This window comes from Macrococcus equipercicus (genome assembly GCF_004359525.2).
Taxonomy (GTDB): Bacteria; Bacillota; Bacilli; order Staphylococcales; family Staphylococcaceae; genus Macrococcus; species Macrococcus equipercicus.
In genome coordinates, this window is record NZ_SCWC02000009.1 from 30142 (window position 1) to 49655 (window position 19514).

18 protein-coding genes are annotated in these 19514 nt (G+C 46.8%); all 18 read left to right on the forward strand.

Annotated features, from left to right (window positions below):
• Nucleotides 1–2 precede the first annotated feature (2 nt).
• The 18 genes from frr (at nucleotide 3) to rpsO (ending at nucleotide 19456) form a co-directional block, all read left to right on the forward strand.
• Nucleotides 3–560, forward strand: coding sequence for a ribosome recycling factor (gene frr / locus ERX35_RS09905; protein ID WP_149459741.1), 558 nt, complete (start codon nucleotides 3–5; stop codon nucleotides 558–560).
• Between the two features lie 172 nt (nucleotides 561–732).
• Nucleotides 733–1479 carry an undecaprenyl pyrophosphate synthase gene (locus ERX35_RS09910; protein WP_149459742.1) on the forward strand — a complete coding sequence of 249 codons (747 nt, stop codon included), beginning with the start codon at nucleotides 733–735 and terminating at the stop codon, nucleotides 1477–1479.
• A gap of 11 nt (nucleotides 1480–1490) precedes the next feature.
• On the forward strand, nucleotides 1491–2282 hold the full coding sequence (locus ERX35_RS09915) for a phosphatidate cytidylyltransferase (RefSeq protein WP_149459743.1): 792 nt from the start codon (nucleotides 1491–1493) through the stop codon (nucleotides 2280–2282).
• 8 nt (nucleotides 2283–2290) lie between these two features.
• Nucleotides 2291–3421, forward strand: a complete 1131-nt coding sequence (gene dxr, locus ERX35_RS09920; RefSeq protein ID WP_149459744.1) for a 1-deoxy-D-xylulose-5-phosphate reductoisomerase — start codon at nucleotides 2291–2293, stop codon at nucleotides 3419–3421.
• A gap of 3 nt (nucleotides 3422–3424) precedes the next feature.
• On the forward strand, nucleotides 3425–4708 hold the full coding sequence (gene rseP, locus ERX35_RS09925; RefSeq protein WP_149459745.1) for an RIP metalloprotease RseP: 1284 nt from the start codon (nucleotides 3425–3427) through the stop codon (nucleotides 4706–4708).
• Nucleotides 4709–4726: 18 nt separating this feature from the next.
• Nucleotides 4727–6430, forward strand: coding sequence for a proline--tRNA ligase (locus ERX35_RS09930; RefSeq protein WP_149459746.1), 1704 nt, complete (start codon nucleotides 4727–4729; stop codon nucleotides 6428–6430).
• Nucleotides 6431–6508: 78 nt separating this feature from the next.
• Nucleotides 6509–10813 (forward strand): PolC-type DNA polymerase III, encoded by a 4305-nt coding sequence (locus tag ERX35_RS09935; RefSeq protein WP_281290605.1) that lies wholly within the window; start codon nucleotides 6509–6511, stop codon nucleotides 10811–10813.
• Between the two features lie 134 nt (nucleotides 10814–10947).
• Nucleotides 10948–11415, forward strand: a complete 468-nt coding sequence (gene rimP / locus ERX35_RS09940) for a ribosome maturation factor RimP (protein ID WP_149459747.1) — start codon at nucleotides 10948–10950, stop codon at nucleotides 11413–11415.
• Between the two features lie 16 nt (nucleotides 11416–11431).
• Complete coding sequence (gene nusA, locus ERX35_RS09945; protein ID WP_149459748.1) at nucleotides 11432–12493, forward strand: transcription termination factor NusA; 1062 nt, start codon at nucleotides 11432–11434, stop codon at nucleotides 12491–12493.
• 11 nt (nucleotides 12494–12504) lie between these two features.
• Nucleotides 12505–12792 carry an RNase P modulator RnpM gene (gene rnpM, locus ERX35_RS09950; RefSeq protein WP_149459749.1) on the forward strand — a complete coding sequence of 96 codons (288 nt, stop codon included), beginning with the start codon at nucleotides 12505–12507 and terminating at the stop codon, nucleotides 12790–12792.
• On the forward strand, nucleotides 12789–13118 hold the full coding sequence (locus tag ERX35_RS09955; protein WP_149459750.1) for a YlxQ family RNA-binding protein: 330 nt from the start codon (nucleotides 12789–12791) through the stop codon (nucleotides 13116–13118). Before rnpM ends, ERX35_RS09955 begins: the two co-directional genes overlap by 4 nt.
• The gene (gene infB / locus ERX35_RS09960; RefSeq protein WP_149459751.1) at nucleotides 13111–15378 is read left to right on the forward strand and encodes a translation initiation factor IF-2; all 2268 of its coding nucleotides are present in this window, start codon (nucleotides 13111–13113) and stop codon (nucleotides 15376–15378) included. Before ERX35_RS09955 ends, infB begins: the two co-directional genes overlap by 8 nt.
• 235 nt (nucleotides 15379–15613) lie before the next feature.
• Entirely contained in the window at nucleotides 15614–16213 is a 600-nt protein-coding gene (locus tag ERX35_RS09965) for an FMN-binding negative transcriptional regulator (RefSeq protein ID WP_149459752.1), read from the forward strand.
• 82 nt (nucleotides 16214–16295) lie between these two features.
• A complete protein-coding gene (gene rbfA / locus ERX35_RS09970) occupies nucleotides 16296–16637 on the forward strand; it encodes a 30S ribosome-binding factor RbfA (protein ID WP_149459753.1) in 342 nt (113 codons plus the stop codon).
• Nucleotides 16638–16679: 42 nt separating this feature from the next.
• Nucleotides 16680–17573 (forward strand): tRNA pseudouridine(55) synthase TruB, encoded by an 894-nt coding sequence (truB, locus tag ERX35_RS09975; RefSeq protein ID WP_149459754.1) that lies wholly within the window; start codon nucleotides 16680–16682, stop codon nucleotides 17571–17573.
• Between the two features lie 142 nt (nucleotides 17574–17715).
• Entirely contained in the window at nucleotides 17716–18021 is a 306-nt protein-coding gene (locus ERX35_RS09980) for a DUF3243 domain-containing protein (protein ID WP_149459755.1), read from the forward strand.
• Between the two features lie 106 nt (nucleotides 18022–18127).
• Complete coding sequence (locus ERX35_RS09985) at nucleotides 18128–19081, forward strand: bifunctional riboflavin kinase/FAD synthetase (RefSeq protein ID WP_149459777.1); 954 nt, start codon at nucleotides 18128–18130, stop codon at nucleotides 19079–19081.
• 105 nt (nucleotides 19082–19186) lie between these two features.
• The gene (gene rpsO, locus ERX35_RS09990) at nucleotides 19187–19456 is read left to right on the forward strand and encodes a 30S ribosomal protein S15 (RefSeq protein ID WP_149459756.1); all 270 of its coding nucleotides are present in this window, start codon (nucleotides 19187–19189) and stop codon (nucleotides 19454–19456) included.
• Nucleotides 19457–19514 lie beyond the last annotated feature (58 nt).

Genomic DNA, 19514 nt, shown 5'->3' on the forward strand with positions numbered 1-19514 from the left:
TAATGACGACAGCAATTATTAATGAAGCAAAAGACAAGATGTCAAAAAGTATCGACAGCTTAACACGTGAATTTGCCGGCATCCGTGCAGGCAATGCCAGTGCCAATTTACTGGACCGTGTGACAGTGAACTACTACGGAGCGGATACACCTGTGCAGCAGTTAGCAGGGATCTCTGTGCCGGAAGCAAGAATGCTCGTAGTATCTCCATATGACAAAACATCTATCAATGATATCTTAAAGGCTATCAACCAGGCGAACCTTGGACTGAACCCGACATCAGACGGCAATGTCATCCGTATCACAGTGCCTGCACTGACAGAAGAACGCCGTAAAGATCTCGTGAAAGATGCGAAGAAAGAAGCAGAGAACGCGAAAGTCGCTATCCGTAATATCCGTCGTGATGCCAACGATGCACTGAAGAAAGCGGAAAAATCAGGCGAACTGACTGAAGACGATTTAAAGAGCTTCACAGACGACGTTCAAAACTTGACGAATGATTACATCAAGAAAATTGATTCACTGACAGACAGTAAAGAAAAAGATATTATGGCTGTCTAACAGCCAAGTTCATGAAGTTGAGACATCAAGCGGTTTCTTTGGAGACGATTCAAAGAAGCGCTGCCCGTCTCAGCTTCTTTTTTATGAATGATGTGCATTAATAAAATTAACGACTTCAATTATGGGTTATGATAGAATAAAGAAATAGTATTATGAATAGTTGGAGGAACGTATGTTTAATTTATTCAAGAAAAGTTCTTCGTTAGAAAAAACCGTTCATCAACCTGTACCTGAACATATTGCGATTATTATGGACGGCAACGGCCGCTGGGCGAAACAGCGGAAAATGCCGCGTGTTACAGGTCATTACGAAGGGATGCAGACGGTTAAACGCATTACAAGACATGCGAGTAAAATCGGAGTCAAGTATTTAACGCTCTATGCTTTTTCCACTGAAAACTGGACTCGTCCTGAAGATGAAGTGAATTTCTTGATGAAGCTGCCGGGCGACTTCCTGTCATCGTTCCTGCCTGAGCTGATCGAACAGAACGTCAAAGTTGAATCCATCGGTTTCATTGACCAGCTGCCGGCACATACGAAGGCTGCACTTACTGAAGTGAAGGACAAGACAAAGGACAACTCTGGTCTTAAGCTGATTTTCGCGATGAATTACGGCGGCCGGAAAGAGATCGTCTCAGCAGTACAGCGGATTGCTGAAGAATATAAGGATAATAACCTGAAACTCAGCGAGATTGATGAAGAGCTGTTCAGCAGCTATTTATTCACAAAACATTTTCCTGATCCCGACCTGTTAATCAGAACATCAGGAGAAGAAAGACTCAGCAACTTCCTGATCTGGCAGACGTCATACAGTGAATTTGTATTTGAAGATAAGTTCTGGCCGGACTTCGCGGAAGCGGATTTCGATCATGCCATCACCATCTATAATAACCGTCAACGTCGATTTGGGGGACTTTAAGGAGTACATTTATGAAAACTAGAACAATCACAGCCATTATTGCTATGGCTATTTTTCTGCCGATTGTCATTTACGGGGGCTGGCCCGTATTAATCCTTGCCTATTTGCTGGCCGCTGTAGCACTGAAAGAAGTGCTGAACATGAAGCATATCAAACTTTATTCACTGCCTGGTGTCATCAGCTTGATTGCACTCTGTCTGATCATGTCACCGCAGCGCAGTGAACTGGTCGAGATGCGCTATCAAGTGCCATTTCTCATCATTATGAGTCTTGTACTGCTGAGTTACACGGTCGTCTCAAAGAACAGATTCACCTTTGTCGATGCGGCATTCTGTATGCTCGCCGTCGCCTATGTCGGTATCGGCTTCATGTATTTCTATGAGACGAGAAACAGTGCCGGCCTGCACTTTCTGTTATTCGCGCTGCTCATTGTCTGGCTGACGGATACAGGCGCCTATATATTCGGCCGCCTGTTCGGCAGACGGAAACTGTGGCCTGAAATCAGCCCGAACAAAACAATCGAGGGATTTGTCGGCGGCATATTGAGCAGTACGATCGTTGCGATTATTTTCAGCATTTATTATGATATGCCGCTCAGTCTGTTCCCGCTGCTCATTGTCACTTGGCTGCTCAGCATGTTCGGTCAACTGGGCGATTTAGTGGAATCAGCGCTTAAGCGTCACTTTGATGTCAAAGATTCAGGAACATTGCTGCCGGGACACGGTGGTATTTTAGACCGCTTTGACAGCTTTATTTTTGTGCTGCCACTGATGAATATTTTATTAATCAACTTTCAAGGTTAGGTGAAGACATGAAAAATATTGGAATACTTGGTGCCAGTGGTTCAGTCGGGATGCAGGGACTTGATGTCATACGAGAGCATTCAGACTGCTACCGGCTTGTCAGTTTCTCTGTCGGCAGAAGTCTTGATCAAGCGAGAGCGATCATTGAAGAGTTTCAGCCGGAGCTCGTCTGCGTGCAGAATGCGGAAGATGCCGCTCAGCTTGCTGACTATAACATTAAAGTAGTGTCAGGGGACGCGGGACTTCTCGACGTCGCAGGCTATGAACAAAATGATATGCTGCTGAACGCTATTTTAGGAAGCGTCGGTCTGAAGCCGACGCTGCATGCCATCGAGCAGGGTATTGACATCGCGCTTGCCAACAAGGAGACACTTGTTGTGGCCGGTGAACTTGTGATGGCGGCAGCAAGACGACATAACGTTAAAATCCTGCCGGTGGATTCAGAGCATTCAGCGATTTACCAGTGCCTGAACGGTGAGGATGAGAAGACGATTGAGCGGCTGATCATCACAGCGAGCGGCGGCTCGTTCAGAGACTTATCAAGAGACGAGCTTGAACATGTGACGCTTGAAGATGCACTCAATCATCCGAACTGGTCGATGGGAAGAAAAATCACGATTGATTCTGCGACGATGATGAATAAAGGACTTGAAGTGATAGAAGCGAAATGGCTGTTTGATGTACCTGTTGACCATATTGATACAGTGCTTCATAAGGAAAGTATTATTCATTCTATGGTAGAATTCAATGATACTAGTGTCATCGCACAACTCGGAACACCGGACATGCGTATGCCGATTCAATACGCCTTCAGTTATCCAGAGCGGCTGCCGCGGCAGGCGGAACGGCTCGACCTTGCAGCAATCGGGCAGCTGAACTTCAAGCCGATGGACCTCGAGCGCTTCAGATGTCTGAAATTTGCCTACGATGCAATCCACATCGGCGGGACGATGCCGGTTGTCATGAATGCGGTCAATGAAGCAGCTGTTGCTAAATTTTTAAACGGTGAGATCAGCTTCCTTGATATTGAGCGGCTGATTGAACGCGAAATGAAGGCGCATGACGTCATACTCAATCCTGACCTTGAGACGATACTAGAAATCGATGCTGACTATAAGTCACGTCACTATGAGGTGTAAGCTATGTTAGGAATGCTGTCGTTTATTATTGTCTTCGGAGTCCTGGTCACAGTGCATGAATTCGGCCATTTATATTTTGCGAAACGCGCAGGTATCATGTGTCCGGAATTTGCGATCGGGATGGGTCCGAAGCTCTTCTCTTATAAGAAAGATGAAACATTGTATACCATCCGTCTGCTGCCGGTCGGCGGCTATGTCATGATGGCGGGCAGCGGAATGGAGCAGAATCCTGTGACAGCAGGCATGACCGTCAGTATTAAGAAAAATGAGCAGAACGAAGTCACGCATATTATTTTAGATGACCAGCATCAGTTCAGACAGATTGAACAGCTGGAAGCCGTGGACAGTGATTTCGAAGACCAGCTGTTTATTAAAGGGATTGACCAGTATACGAATGAAGAAGTCACTTACCCGATCGCTGATGAAGCTTATTTTGTCCGTGAAGGGGACTTGATACAAATCGCGCCGCGTGACCGTCAGTTCAAAAACAAGAAGCCGTGGCCGAAGTTTCTGACATTGTTTGCAGGGCCGCTCTTTAACTTCCTGCTCGCGCTCGTGTTGTTCATCGGTTACTTCTATGCGACAGGCACACCGACTGATAAGGCGGTCATCGGAGATATTCTGCAGGACAGCCCGGCCGATAAAGCAGGACTTGTCACGAAGGACAGAGTTGTCAGTATAGATGGCAATTCTATCTCCAAATGGGAGGACATGACGTCTTACTTCAACAGTAATGACATCAAAACCCATCACATCATTATCGAACGTGACGGCAGAGAACTGAAGAAAGAGATAAAACCTGTGAAGGCGACGCTGCAGGATGGCTCAAAACAAGTGAAGCGGGCAGTTATCGGTGTCAATCCGCTGTTCACACATGATAATCTGTTAGATCCTTTGATCTACGGCGTGAAAACAACGTTTAAGACAGGGCTGATGATTTTCAGTCTTGTCGGTGCGCTGTTCACCAGTATTTTCACGGGGACATTCTCATTTGATATGTTGAACGGACCTGTCGGTATATACAAAAACACCGAAAAAATTGCATCGCTTGGTATTCTGCCGCTCGTCTACTTTACCGCATCATTATCAGTGAATCTCGGCATCATGAACCTGCTGCCGATTCCGGCACTCGATGGCGGACGAATTTTATTTGTGCTTTATGAAGCGATTTTCAGACGTCCGGTCAATAAAAAGGCTGAGATTGCTATTATCTCGCTTGGCGCCGTGTTCCTGTTCTTCGTTATGATCATGGTGACATGGAATGATATTCAGCGTTATTTCTTTTAAAACAAGGAGGATTATTTAATGAAGCAGTCAAAAATGTTTATTCCGACATTAAGGGAAGTACCGAATGATGCGGATTCAAAAAGTCATCAGCTGCTGCTGAAAGCAGGGATGATCAAACAGATTGCCAGTGGTATTTACAGCTATCTGCCGATCTCTAAACGTGTACTGAATAAGATTGAAGCGATTGTCCGTGAGGAAATGGAAGCAATCGACGGGATTGAAATTTTAATGCCGGCGCTGCAGCCGTCAGAACTTTGGCAGGAAAGCGGTCGCTGGCCGAGCTACGGTGCGGAGCTGATGCGTATGACTGACCGTCACGGCCGTGAGTTTGCGCTCGGTCCGACACATGAAGAGATCATCACTTCTCTTGTACGTGATGAACTGAAGTCCTACAAAAAGCTTCCTGTGACACTGTTCCAGATTCAAAATAAATTCAGGGATGAAAAACGGCCGAGATTCGGTCTGCTCCGCGGCCGTGAGTTTATTATGAAAGATGCCTACAGTTTCCATGCCTCTGAAGAATCGCTCGATGCGACTTATCAGGATATGTACCGCGCTTACTCCAATATTTTCTCACGGGTGAACTTGAAATTCCGTCCGGTGATCGCAGACAGCGGTGCAATCGGCGGCAGTCATACACATGAGTTCATGGCGCTTGCTGAGATCGGTGAAGATACGATCGCCTATACAGACGGCAGCGACTATGCAGCAAACATTGAGAAAGCTGAAGTCGTCTATACGCCTGATGTCCAGCATACAGAAGAGCAGCCGCTTGAAAAGATCCATACGCCGGGTGTCAAAACAGCGCAGCAGCTTGCTGATCTGCTCGGCAGACGATTAGACGAAATTGTGAAGTCAATGATCGTGAAAGTCGATGACCGTTTCGTCATGTTCCTGCTCCGCGGCCATCATGAGCTGAACGATGTCAAAGTGAAGTCTTATTTCGGCACAGAATATGTGGAACTGGCAACAGAAGCTGAAATTGAAGGGATCATGAACGCGAAGCCGGGTTCACTTGGACCGGTCGGTGTCGATAAGATAGAGATCTATGCGGACTATTCAGTGCAGGATATCAACAATCTTGCAGTCGGTGCCAATGAGACGGAGTACCATTACATCAATGCGAACTTAAACAGAGATTTCACAGTGACCGCGTTCGGTGATTTCCGGTTTATCACAGAAGGTGAACCCGCGGCAGACGGCAGCGGCCCGGTGAAATTTGCTGAAGGGATTGAAGTCGGTCAGGTGTTTAAGCTCGGCACGAAGTATTCTGAAGCGATGAAAGCGACGTTCCTTGACGAGCAGGGAAAAGCACGTCCGATGATTATGGGCTGCTACGGTATCGGGGTATCCCGCACATTATCTGCAGTCATTGAACAGCATCACGATGATAACGGTATCATCTGGCCGAAGTCTATTACACCATTTGACTTGCATATCATCTCAGTCAATCCGAAGCAGGAGGCGCAGCGCCAGCTTGCTGACGAACTGTATGCCACCTTCAGTAAAGACTACGAAGTATTATATGACGACCGGACAGAACGTGCCGGCGTTAAATTCAATGATGCAGATTTAATTGGTGTGCCGCTGCGCATCTTAGTCGGCAAAAACGCAGCAGACGGCATTGTTGAAGTGAAAGTAAGAAAGACCGGCGAATCATTTGATGTGAACATCGGCGAACTGAAAGCCGAAATCGATTCGTTATATGATACGCTTGACTAGAAAATTTGATATAATGAGTGAAGCAAAAAGTAATACGCATCAGCGTGTTACTTTTTATTTTGAGAAGGTGGTTCTGGCGTGGCAGATAAATACGAAAAATTTAAGATACTATTGACGCAGCTGAAAATGACGAATGTCTTTCCGGATGATATAGCAGCGGGAAGCTCACTTGAGCGGCTTGATATTTCACAGAAAGATAGAAAGTGGCATTTTTATATTACGAGTCCAGTCATACTGCCGAGCGATCTCTACTTCCAGCTCTGCAATGAACTGAAGACCGCATTCAGTCATATTGCAGCAGTCACTGTGTCCATCAAGGCGCTCGACCAGTCGGATATGACAGAGAAACTGTCCGGATACCTGCATCACTGCATCGACCAGACAGCAATCAGCCCGAGCCTGAAAGTCCAGCTGAAAAATAAGAAATATCACTTCTCAGGTTCGGTGCTGAAATTCCAGGTTCATAATGAAGTGGAAGAGAAACACCTCGAGAAGGCGTGCAACGGCTCACTGCTGGAGGCATTCAAACAGGCCGGTTTCGCACTTGATAAGATTGTCTTTGAAATCTCTGAGGAAGAGCATGTGAAGGAACTGGAGTCGCTGGAGGCACATATTCAGGAGGAGGACACGACGAGCGCCCTGGAAGCACGCGTCCGTGTCGCTGAAATGCAGCGGCAGCGGGCAGAAGACGACAGTGATGAAGTGAGCGTGTGTGCGATCGGCAAAGAAATCAACGTCGAGACGATTCGTCCGATTTCATCGATTATTGAAGAGGAGTTCAAAGCAGCCATCGAAGGAGTGATCTTTGATGTCGAGATCAAGGAGCTGAAAAGCGGCCGTCATATTGTCCAGCTGAAGATTACGGATTATACGGATTCCTTGACGCTCAAAATGTTCACCCGTAAAGGCAAGAATGACCTGGAACATTTCAATGCGCTGAAACCCGGCAAATGGGTGCGGGCACAGGGACGGATTGAGGAAGATACATTTATCCGCGACCTTGTGATGATGCTGAACGACATTCATGAGATCAAGAAATCCCCTAAGACAGATAAGTCAGAGGAAAAACGTGTTGAATTCCATCTGCATTCCAGCATGAGTCAGATGGACGGCATTACGCATATCGGTAAATACGTCGAGCAGGCGGCACAGTGGGGGCATAAGGCCATTGCAGTGACGGACCATAACGTCGTGCAGGCGTATCCTGATGCGCATGCCGCTGCTGAGAAGAACGGCATTAAGATGATCTATGGCCTTGAAGGGATGCTCGTTGATGACGGGGTGCCGATCACGTATCATCCGACTGATAGAGTGCTGAAAGACAGCACTTACGTCGTCTTTGACGTCGAGACGACCGGCTTAAGTTCACAGTATGACAAAATCATCGAGCTTGCAGCCGTTAAAGTGAAGGACGGAGAGATCATCGATAAGTTTGAACGGTTCAGTAACCCGGGTGAACGGCTGAACGAGACGATCAAACGGCTGACCGGAATTACAGATGATATGCTGGTCGGTGCACCGCCGATTGAAGACGTGCTGCCTGAGTTTAAAGACTGGGCGGGCGACGCCATTTATGTCGCACATAATGCAAGCTTTGACATGGGTTTCATTGACACAGGATATGAACGTTTAAATCTCGGCGCGAGTACAAACGGGGTCATCGATACGCTGGAACTGTCCCGGACGATCAACACGGAGATGGGTAAGCATGGTCTGAATTTCCTCGCGAAGAAGTACGGGGTCGAACTGACCCAGCATCACCGCGCCATCTATGACGCGGAGACAACCGCCCATATTTTCGTCAAGATGCTGAAGCAGATGGAGCAGCTCGGCGTCACTAATCATCTCGATATCGATAAGAAGTTGTCTAATCAGGATGCCTATAAGCGGGCTCGTCCTGTGCATGTGACACTGATTGTGCAGAACCAGACCGGACTGAAAAATCTGTTCAAAATCGTCAGTGAATCACTCGTCAGCTATTTCTACCGGACGCCGCGTATTCCGCGTTCCCTGCTCAATGCCAACCGGGAAGGACTGCTGGTCGGCAGCGCCTGTGATAACGGTGAAGTATTTACAGCCGTCATGAACAAAGATCAGGCTGAAGTGGAAAAAATTGCGGACTTCTATGACTTCATAGAAGTCCAGCCGAAAGCGCTCTACCAGCACTTATTGGCACGTGACTTAATCCGTGACAACAAGACACTGGAAGAGATTTATCAGCGGATTATCGCAGTCGGTGAGAAACTGAATAAGCCGGTGCTCGCGACAGGCAATGTCCATTACTTATATGAGCATGACAAAATTGCCCGTGAAATTCTCATCGCCTCAATGCCCGGCAACCCGCTGAATAAAAGCGGCTTCCCGGATGCGCATTTCAGGACGACAGATGAGATGATGGATGACTTCATGTTCCTCGGTGAGGAGAAAGCGCGTGAAATTGTCATCACTAATACGAACCTGCTTGCAGACCGTATTGAGCGTGTCGTACCGATCCGCGATGAACTGTATACACCATCGATTGAAGGCGCGAATGAAGAAATACGGGAGATGTCCTATGAACATGCGCGCAAGCTTTACGGAGAAGAACTGCCGGACATCGTCACCGCACGGCTTGAGAAGGAGCTTGCAAGTATTATCGGCAACGGCTTCGCGGTCATCTACTTAATTTCGCAGAAGCTCGTGAAACGCTCTCTAGACGATGGCTATCTCGTCGGCTCACGGGGTTCGGTCGGTTCAAGCTTTGTTGCGACGATGACAGAGATCACGGAAGTGAATCCGCTGCCGCCGCATTACATCTGTCCGCAGTGTAAGGCGAGTCATTTCTTTGATGACGGTTCTGTCTCAAGTGGCTTTGACTTACCTGATAAATCGTGTGACGTCTGTCATGTGCCGTTCATCAAAGAAGGGCAGGATATACCGTTTGAGACGTTTCTCGGCTTCAAAGGGGACAAAGTGCCGGATATCGACTTGAACTTCAGTGGTGAGTATCAGCCGAAAGCTCATAACTATACGAAGGAGCTGTTCGGTGAGGACAAAGTGTTCCGTGCCGGCACGATCGGTACGGTGGCAGAGAAGACGGCATTCGGCTACGTCAAAGGTTATCTGAACGACAACAGCATGCATAAGCGCGGTGCCGAAGTCGACCGCCTTGTTAAGGCGTGTACTGGCGTCAAACGGACGACAGGTCAGCATCCGGGCGGCATCATCGTTGTCCCTGAGCATATGGATATTTATGATTTCACACCGATCCAGTATCCTGCGGACGATCAGAACTCTGCCTGGAAGACGACGCACTTTGACTTCCATTCCATCCATGATAACTTGCTGAAGCTGGATATACTCGGACACGATGACCCGACGATGATCCGCATGCTGCAGGACTTATCAGGCATTGACCCGAAAACGATACCGGTGGATGATAAAGAGACGATGAAGATCTTCTCAAGTCCCCGAAGTCTCGGTGTGACAGAAGAAGATATTCTATGCAAGACCGGTACGTTCGGTGTCCCTGAGTTCGGTACCGGCTTCGTCCGGCAGATGCTGGAAGACACGAAGCCGAGCACTTTCTCTGAACTTGTGCAGATCTCAGGGCTGTCTCACGGGACGGATGTCTGGCTCGGTAACGCGCAGGAACTCATACGCACGGGTACATGTGACTTGTCAGGGGTTATCGGCTGCCGGGATGACATCATGGTGTACTTGATGTACGCGGGTCTTGAGCCGTCGCTTGCCTTCAAGATCATGGAGTCCGTGCGTAAAGGTAAAGGACTGTCAGAAGAGTTTGAAGAAGCGATGCGTGAGAACAATGTGCCTGAATGGTATCTTGAGTCATGCAAGAAGATTAAATACATGTTCCCGAAAGCCCATGCGGCAGCTTATGTGCTGATGGCGGTAAGAATTGCCTACTTCAAAGTACATCATCCGCTGTACTACTATGCGAGCTACTTCACGGTCCGGGCGTCTGACTTTGATTTATTGACGATGACGAAGGACAAGCATACGCTGAAAGCAGCAGTAAAAGATTACTACAGCCGCTTCCACGACCTTGCGAAAAAAGAAAAAGACGTGCTGACCGTGCTTGAGCTTGCGAACGAAATGGCGCAGCGCGGCTTCAGAATGCAGCCGGTGTCACTGGAGAAGAGTGCGGCCTTTGACTTCATCATTGAAGGAGACACGCTGATTCCGCCGTTCATCGCAGTGCCGGGTCTCGGTGAGAACGTGGCCCGGAGAATCGTCGCAGCGCGTGAGGAAGGGCCGTTTCTGTCGAAAGAAGAGCTGAACAAAAAAGCAGGTGTCTCCCAGAAAATCATCGATTACTTGACGGAGCTCGGCACATTGAATAACATGCCGGATAAAGCGCAGCTGAGTATCTTTGATCTGTAGCAGAGATAAATTTCACACCGTATTTGTTCGATGCGTCTGTTTATGTTATAATAGTTATGCTTAAAGAAAATACTCTACGACGGAAAGAGTGGGATATCCCGCTCTTTTCTTCTTGTATCATGAAGGAGGACTATATGAGCAAAATCACAGAACGTGTAGAGGAAATTGTCAGCCCGATTGTCGCTGACCTTGGCTTTGAACTCGTTGATGTCGAATATGTGAAAGAAGGACCTGATTATTACTTGCGCATTGCGATTGATAAGGCAGGCGGCATCGATATTTCAGACTGTGCACTTGCCAGTGAAAAGATCAGCGAAGTGATGGACAAAGAAGACCCGATTAAAGAGGCCTATTTCATGGATGTATCGTCACCGGGTGCTGAAAGACCTCTGAAAAAGGAAAAAGACTATGAAGCAGCGGTCGGTCATCCCATCTACGTGAAACTCTATGAAGAAATCAACGGTGACAAGGAATGGCTCGGCGAACTACTCAGCTATGATGAGGAAGTCATTAAAATGTCTGTAAGAATCAAGACAAGAACAAAAGAAATTGAACTGCCGAGAAAGAAAATCGCAAAAATCAGACGTGCAGTCATTTTTTAGTGATGGAGGAACTAAAGTGAAAAATAATGAATTATTAAATGCAATTGATTTCCTTGAGAAAGAAAAAAGCATTCCACGTGAAGTATTGATTGAAACAATTGAAGCGGCATTGATCACAGCCTACAAGAAAAACTACAACTCTGCTAACAACGTCCGGGTGGAACTGAACATGGACAACGGGACATATGCGGTTTATTCACGTAAAGATGTTGTAGAAGAAGTGGAAAACCCACGGGAACAAGTTTCTCTTGAAATGGCGCTTGAAAGCAACCCCGCTTATGAAGTCGGTGACATCTTCGAAGAGAATGTGACACCTAAAGATTTCGGCCGGGTAAGTGCCCAGGCAGCAAAGCAGGCAGTGATGCAGCGTCTCCGTGATGCAGAACGCGGCATCCTATATAATGAGTTCATCGATAAAGAAGATGACATCATGACCGGTGTCATCGACCGTGTGGATCACCGTTATGTCTATGTGACGTTAGGTAAGACTGAAGCTGTGCTGTCTGATGCAGAGCGCAGCCCGAACGATGTATACCGTCCGACTGAGCGCATTAAAGTGTATGTCAACAAAGTTGAACAGACGACGAAAGGCCCGCAGATCTTTGTATCCCGCAGCCACCCGGGTCTGCTGAAACGATTATTTGAGCAGGAAGTCCCAGAAATTTTCGACGGCACAGTTGTCGTGAAATCAGTGGCACGTGAAGCGGGTGACCGCTCTAAGATCAGCGTCCACTCGGAAAATCCTGATATTGATGCAGTCGGCGCGTGTGTGGGTGCTAAAGGTGCGCGTGTCGGTGCGGTCGTGGATGAACTCGGCGGCGAGAAAATTGATATCGTTGAATGGAGCGCCGATCCGAAAACGTTCGTTAAAAATGCGCTCAGCCCATCACAAGTGGTAGATGTGCTCATTAATGAAGAGAATCAATCAACGACGGTCATCGTACCGGATTATCAGTTGTCTCTTGCCATCGGTAAAAAAGGTCAGAACGCACGTCTTGCGGCAAAACTGACCGGTTGGAAAATTGATATTAAAAGTGAGACTGACGCTAAAGAAGCGGGTATCTATCCAGTAGAATAAGGGGGATTTCAATGAAGCAGAAAAAGATTCCCATGCGTAAATGCATTTTAAGTCAGGAAATGAAGCCTAAGAAAGAAATGATTCGTGTCGTCCGCTCGAAAGAAGGCGAAATGGCCGTCGACCCGACCGGCAAAGCCAACGGACGCGGTGCCTATGTGTCGAAAGACCTTGAAATCGTGGAAGCAGCACGCAAAAAGAAACGGCTGGAACAGTTTTTTGACAGCAATACAGATGACATGGCACCGATCTACGATGAAGTCATCCGTCTCATCTACCGTGAAAAGATTCCGAAACGATGAACAGAGACAAAATATTCAATCTGATCGGACTTGCGATGCGTGCGAGAAAGCTGACAACGGGTGAAGAACTGGTCATCAATGAAGTACGGAAAAATAAAGTCAGACTGGTCATTGTATCATCAGATGCATCAGCGAATACTAAAAAAAACATCACGAATAAATGTCATTCCTACCGCGTGAAGTGTGTCGAGTTCGGGTCCCGCTATGAACTCGGCTATGCAATCGGCAAGGATGAACGCGTCATCATCGGTGTCATGGATGCAGGTTTTGCGAAGAAACTTGAGACGATGATTCGTGAGAGCAATGAGGAGAGAGCCTATGAGTAAAAAAAGAGTATACGAATATGCAAAAGAAGTGAAGTTAAGATCCAAAGATATCATCGATGAACTGAAAAAAATCGATGTTGAAGTGACAAGTCATATGCAGACACTTGAACCGAATGAAATTACTGCACTCGACAAAGTATTTAAAAAGAACGCTGCACAAGAGCAGCGTCCGGCGCAAAATAATACACGTCCGAACAATGGTCAGAAACCGGCGCAGAACAACCAGCGCCCGCACAATGGCCAGAAGCCTGCCAATAACAACGGTCAGAAGCCGGCGCAGAACAACCAGCGCCCGAACAACAGCCAGAAACCTGCCAATAACAACGGCCAGAAGCCGGCGCAAAACGGCCAGCGCCCGAACAATAATGCACAGAAACCGGGAAGCCGTCCACAGCGTCCGAACAACCAGAACCGTAATAACCAGCGTCCTGGACAGAACAAAAAAGGCAAAGGTAAAACAAACAAACCTGCCGTACAGCAGGCGCCGGTCGTGAAAGAGACACCTTCTAAAATTACTTATCACGAAGGAATCACTGTCGGTGAACTGGCAGATAAACTGAACAAAGATGCGTCAGAAATCGTGAAAAACTTGTTCATGGTCGGCATTATGGCGAACATCAATCAGGCGCTGAACGAAGATGCCATCGAGCTGATCTGCGCGGAATACGAAGTTGAGGCAGAACTGGAAGTCATCATTGATGCGACAGACCTTGAAACTTATTTCGAGGACGAAGCAGGAGCAGAAGCTGACAAACAGGAACGCCCACCGGTCGTCACTATCATGGGTCACGTTGACCACGGTAAAACGACACTGCTTGACTCTATCCGTAACACACGTGTGACAGCAGGAGAAGCAGGGGGTATCACACAGCATATCGGTGCCTATCAGATTGAAACAAACGGCAAGAAAATCACATTCCTTGATACACCGGGTCACGCAGCGTTCACTACAATGCGTGCGCGAGGTGCCCAGGTCACAGATATCACTATTCTTGTAGTCGCTGCAGATGACGGTGTCATGCCGCAGACGATCGAAGCGATCAACCATGCGAAAGCAGCAGAAGTGCCGATTATCGTAGCAGTCAACAAAATCGACAAACCGACTGCCAATCCGGACCGCGTCATGCAGGAATTAGGCGAGTACGGCTTATATCCGGAAGACTGGGGCGGCGATACCATCTTCGTTCAGCTGTCAGCGATCAACGGCGAAGGTATCGATGACCTGCTTGAGATGATTCTCCTTATTACAGAAGTAGAAGAACTGAAAGCGAATCCGAAACGCTCAGCAATCGGTACAGTCATCGAAGCGGAGCTTGATAAGTCACGTGGACCAGCAGCGTCACTACTTGTTCAGGATGGTACGCTTGAAGTCGGTGATTCCATCGTTGTCGGTAACACATACGGCCGTGTCCGTGCGATGGTCAATGACCTTGGCAAGCGTATTAAGACAGCAGCACCGTCTACACCAGTTGAGATCACAGGTCTGCAGGACGTACCGCTTGCAGGGGACCGCTTCGTCGTCTTCAAAGATGAGAAGAAAGCACGCCGCATCGGTGAAGCACGTCAGCAGCAGAACATTATGGCGCAGCGTCAGGAAAGCCAGAAAGTGTCACTCGACAACTTGTTCGAACAGATGAAGCAGGGTGAAATGAAAGACTTGAACGTCATCATCAAAGGGGACGTCCAAGGTTCTGTCGAAGCCCTGGCAGCATCACTCATGAAAATTGATGTTGAAGGTGTCAACGTGCGTATCATCCATACAGCAGTCGGCGCTATCAACGAATCAGACGTTACATTAGCATCAGCATCAAACGGGATTATCATCGGTTTCAACGTCCGTCCTGATGTCAACGCGAAACGTGCCGCAGAAGCAGAGAAAGTCGATATGCGTCTGCACCGTATTATCTATAAAGTCATCGAAGAGATTGAATTCGCGATGAAAGGGATGCTTGATCCTGAATTCGAGGAGAAAGTCATCGGTCAGGCAGAAGTCCGTCAGACCATCAATATCTCTAAAGTCGGTACAGTCGCAGGAAGCTATGTCACAGAAGGTAAGATCACACGTAACGCAAGCGTCCGCATTATCCGTGACGGCATCGTCGTCTATGAAGGTGCTGTCGATGCACTCCGTCGTTTCAAAGATGATGTGAAAGAAGTATCAGCGGGGTACGAATGTGGTATCACGATTGAGAACTTCAATGACATCAAAGAAGGCGACATCTTCGAAGCGTTTGTGATGGAAGAGATTAAGAGAGCTTAAGATTGTTTGCTTACTGATAGCCATATTATAGTTTTTAGTAACAATATTATATCTGACCTTACTGTTTACATATCTGTAGATAGTAAGGTTTTTTGATGAGAAGAATTAAAACAATCAGATGAATTTCATCGCATAGTGGGTTTGAGTGATAGGGATGTTATAATATGAAGTGAATCTTCTATTTAAATAGAGCATGACGATTAAGCTGCTCAAAAATCATCAACTGGAGGTCCATATGTTCATCCCGAAATATTTTGAAATGAAAGATTTGAAAGAGATCAAACAGTTTATTAATGACCATTCTTTCGCAACGGTCGTGACGACGGATAACGGTAAACCTGTGGCGACACATGTGCCGTTAATGTTGCGTGAAGACAATGAAAACTTATATTTATCCGGTCATTATGCGAGAGCTAACACACAGTGGAAAAATCTTGATGACAACGCTGACGTCCTGACTATCTTTCATGGGCCGCATGCGTTTGTCTCCTCGACATGGTATGACCATGAGAATGTCTCGACCTGGAACTATCAGAGCATTCATGTGTATGGACACAGCCGGTTACTGACGGAAGATGAACTGAGGGAGGATCTGAAGCTGCTGCTTGATACGTATGAAGCGAACGGTAAGACGTGGGACAATCTGACTGAGACGAGTCAGCAGCAGATCAGAGGTATCGTCGGCTTCAGAATTGATATTACGGATATTCAGGCGGCATACAAGCTCAGTCAGAACCGCAATGACCATGATTACGAGAATATTATTTCTGAACTGAGTTTAGGCGCTGCAGGTGACCGTGATGTCGCGGCGGCCATGAAGAAACTCCGGGATTAAATTGACATCACCGCGATAAAAATCTATAATAAATTGCATTGTCAACTTTAATTCAGGGTAGAGATAATAGAGGTGAATAACTATGAATAACAGAAAAGAACGCGTCGGCGAACAGATGAAAAAAGAGCTGAGTGAAATCATCAGCCAGAAGATTAAAGACCCGCGTGTCGGCTTTGTGACGGTCACAGAAGTAGAAGTGACAGGAGACTTATCTCTTGCGACGGTCTATGTGACGGTTCTCGGCAGCGATAAAGAACGTCGTGAGACACTTGCAGGTCTTGAAAAAGCAAAAGGTTTCATGAAGACAGAAGTCGGTCAGCGCATGAAACTGCGTATTGTGCCTGAACTGAAATTCGTCTATGATGAATCGATTGATTACGGTAACAAGATTGAACGTATGATTGCTGATCTTAATAAAGGCTAGCAGATAGTGCCTACTATCTGCTTTTTTAATGGAGGAATGACGATGCTGAACGGCGTACTTGCTATTAACAAACCACGGGGCATGACGAGTCACGACGTGGTCTTCAAGCTGAGAAAACTATTAAAGACAAAAAAAGTCGGCCATACAGGGACGCTCGACCCTGCAGTGGACGGGGTGCTGCCCGTCTGTATCGGTCCTGCGACAAGAATAAGCGACTATATTATGGACAGCGGGAAGCGCTACACAGCAGAGATCACGCTCGGCAGCCAGACGACGACAGAAGACCAGACCGGTGAAGTGATTACGACGGAGCTCATCCATCCGGACTGCTATACCGAAGCACAGGTGGACAATGCCTTGATGCAGCTCACTGGACATATCGAACAGACACCGCCCATGTTCTCAGCCGTTAAAGTAAACGGCCGCAAACTATACGAATATGCCCGCGAAGGAAAAGTGATTGAGCGGCCGTCCCGCATCGTCCATATTAAGGAGATCACGCGGACATCAAGACTGACTTATAAGGACGGCCGGCTGACATTTATGGTTGATGTCGCATGCGGTAAAGGTACTTATATCCGGACACTCGCCACTCAAATCGCTGAACAACTGAATACAGTCGGCCATATGTCAAGGCTGACCCGGCTGGAAAGCGGCGGATTCACTTTAAATGACTGTTATACGCTCGAGCAGATTGCGGACACAGTGGATGTCCAGCCATTGCTGCGGCCGATAGAAGAAGGGCTGAAAGAACTGCCGCATCTCGCAGTGGACGAGGCGCTGAAAACACGTGTGACCAACGGCCAGAAGTTTAGGGATGACGAGCTTCCTGTGATTGAGCAGACTGTCATTATCTATGAGAATAAAGCGCTGGCCATCTATGCACCGCACCCCGAAAAACCGGGACAGGTTAAAGCAGTAAAAGTATTTAATTAGAAAATTAGATGTAAAATTCATTAATATGTGTTTAAACTTTCTGTGACGGGATATACATATACTATCGATAGTCATAGAGTTATGACGTTGATAGTTTCATACTCAATCAAAGGACACTGTCCTAACAAAGGAGAAATGAACAATGACAAATGTAAATCCAGAAGAACACGTAAACAACTTATCACAGGAAGATAAAGACCAGATCTTAGAAAGCTTCAATAACTTCAAATCTTACTTAAACAAACAAGTCGGCAGAGCTGAAAAATTAGGCATGAGCGATGAAGCTATCGTGAAAGCTGCTGAAAAAGTCGCTGATCACTTAGCGAAAAACGAAGAACCTAAAAACCGTGAAGAAAAAGTTCTTAATGAATTATGGAACAATGCACAGGGCGAAGAGAAAAATGCCATCGCTAGTGCATTAGTGAGAATGGTTCAGCAGGAAGGCTAAACGTTTATCAAGATTCCGTCTATATGATGGAATCTTTTTTTGGCTTCATGACGTCATTTTCTGATACACTAAGCATAAAGTATATGGGAAAGAGAACGTGATAATGATGAAGACGATACATACGAATCATAATTTGACAGACATGTATAATCATCCCGATGTCGCGCTTGCGATCGGATTTTTTGACGGGCTGCATCTCGGTCATATGTCAGTCATCAATACGATGAAGGAGATTGCTGAAGAGAAGGAGCTGGCTAAAGCAGTGATGACGTTTGATCCGCACCCGTCAGTCGTCCTTAACCCCGAAAAGAAGCGGACGGACTATTTGACCCCGCTTGATGAGAAGAGACGCCTGCTGGAAGCCATCGGGATTGATTATTTGTTTGTCGTATCTTTCACATCCAAGTTTGCACAGATGGCGGAAGAGGATTTCATCCGTGACTATTTGACGAACAATCACGTCAAAGAAGTGGTTGCCGGATTTGATTTTACATACGGTAAGTTCGGTAAAGGGAATATGATGAAGCTTGAAGCTGATAAGCAGGGATTCAATGTGACGGCTGTTGCGAAGCAGGAGTTGAATACAGCCAAGATTGCGACGACGCACATCAGAAATGCGCTGATAGAAGGACATGTTAATGAAGCAAATGCGCAGCTCGGGCGGCCCTACAAAATTTCGGGTCTCGTCGTGCAGGGGGAGAAGCGCGGCCGGACAATCGGTTTTCCTACTGCTAATGTGGCACCTGATGAAGCCTATGTGCTGCCGAAGCTCGGTGTTTATGCCGTGACGCTGAAACGGACAGGTTCAGACCAGCTGCTGAAAGGTGTCTGTAATATCGGCTATAAACCGACATTTCATGACCCGGCGGTTTCTGCCGTCTCCATAGAAGTTCATATTTTCGATTTCGCGGAATCTATTTACGGCGAACGTGTCGAAGTGTTCTGGCATGAATTCATCAGACCCGAGCAGAAGTTCAGCGGCATAGATGCCCTTATCGCCCAGATTAAGCAGGATAAGGAATCGGCTGAACAGCTCTTAGCTGATATTTCACTTGATTAATTGAGCGATAGTGCTATAATAGTCAAGTACCTTTCCTTGGCATTTCGACACTCCGACGAATGGCTCAGGTTATGGTGTAATTATATAATAGGAGGTCATTTAATTATGGCAATTTCACAAGAACGTAAAAATGAATTAATCGCACAATACCGCGTACACGAAACAGACACAGGATCACCTGAAGTACAGATTGCTGTGTTAACTGCAGAAATCAATGCATTAAACGAGCACTTACGTACACACAAAAAAGATCACCATTCACGTCGTGGTTTACTTAAAATGGTAGGTCGTCGTAAAAACTTACTGACTTACTTACGTGAAAATGACGTTCAACGTTACCGTGAACTAATTAAATCTTTAGGATTACGTCGTTAATCTTAATTCAAGTCGAAAGAGACAGTTGTTTCTTTCGATTTTTTTATGTCTAAATATA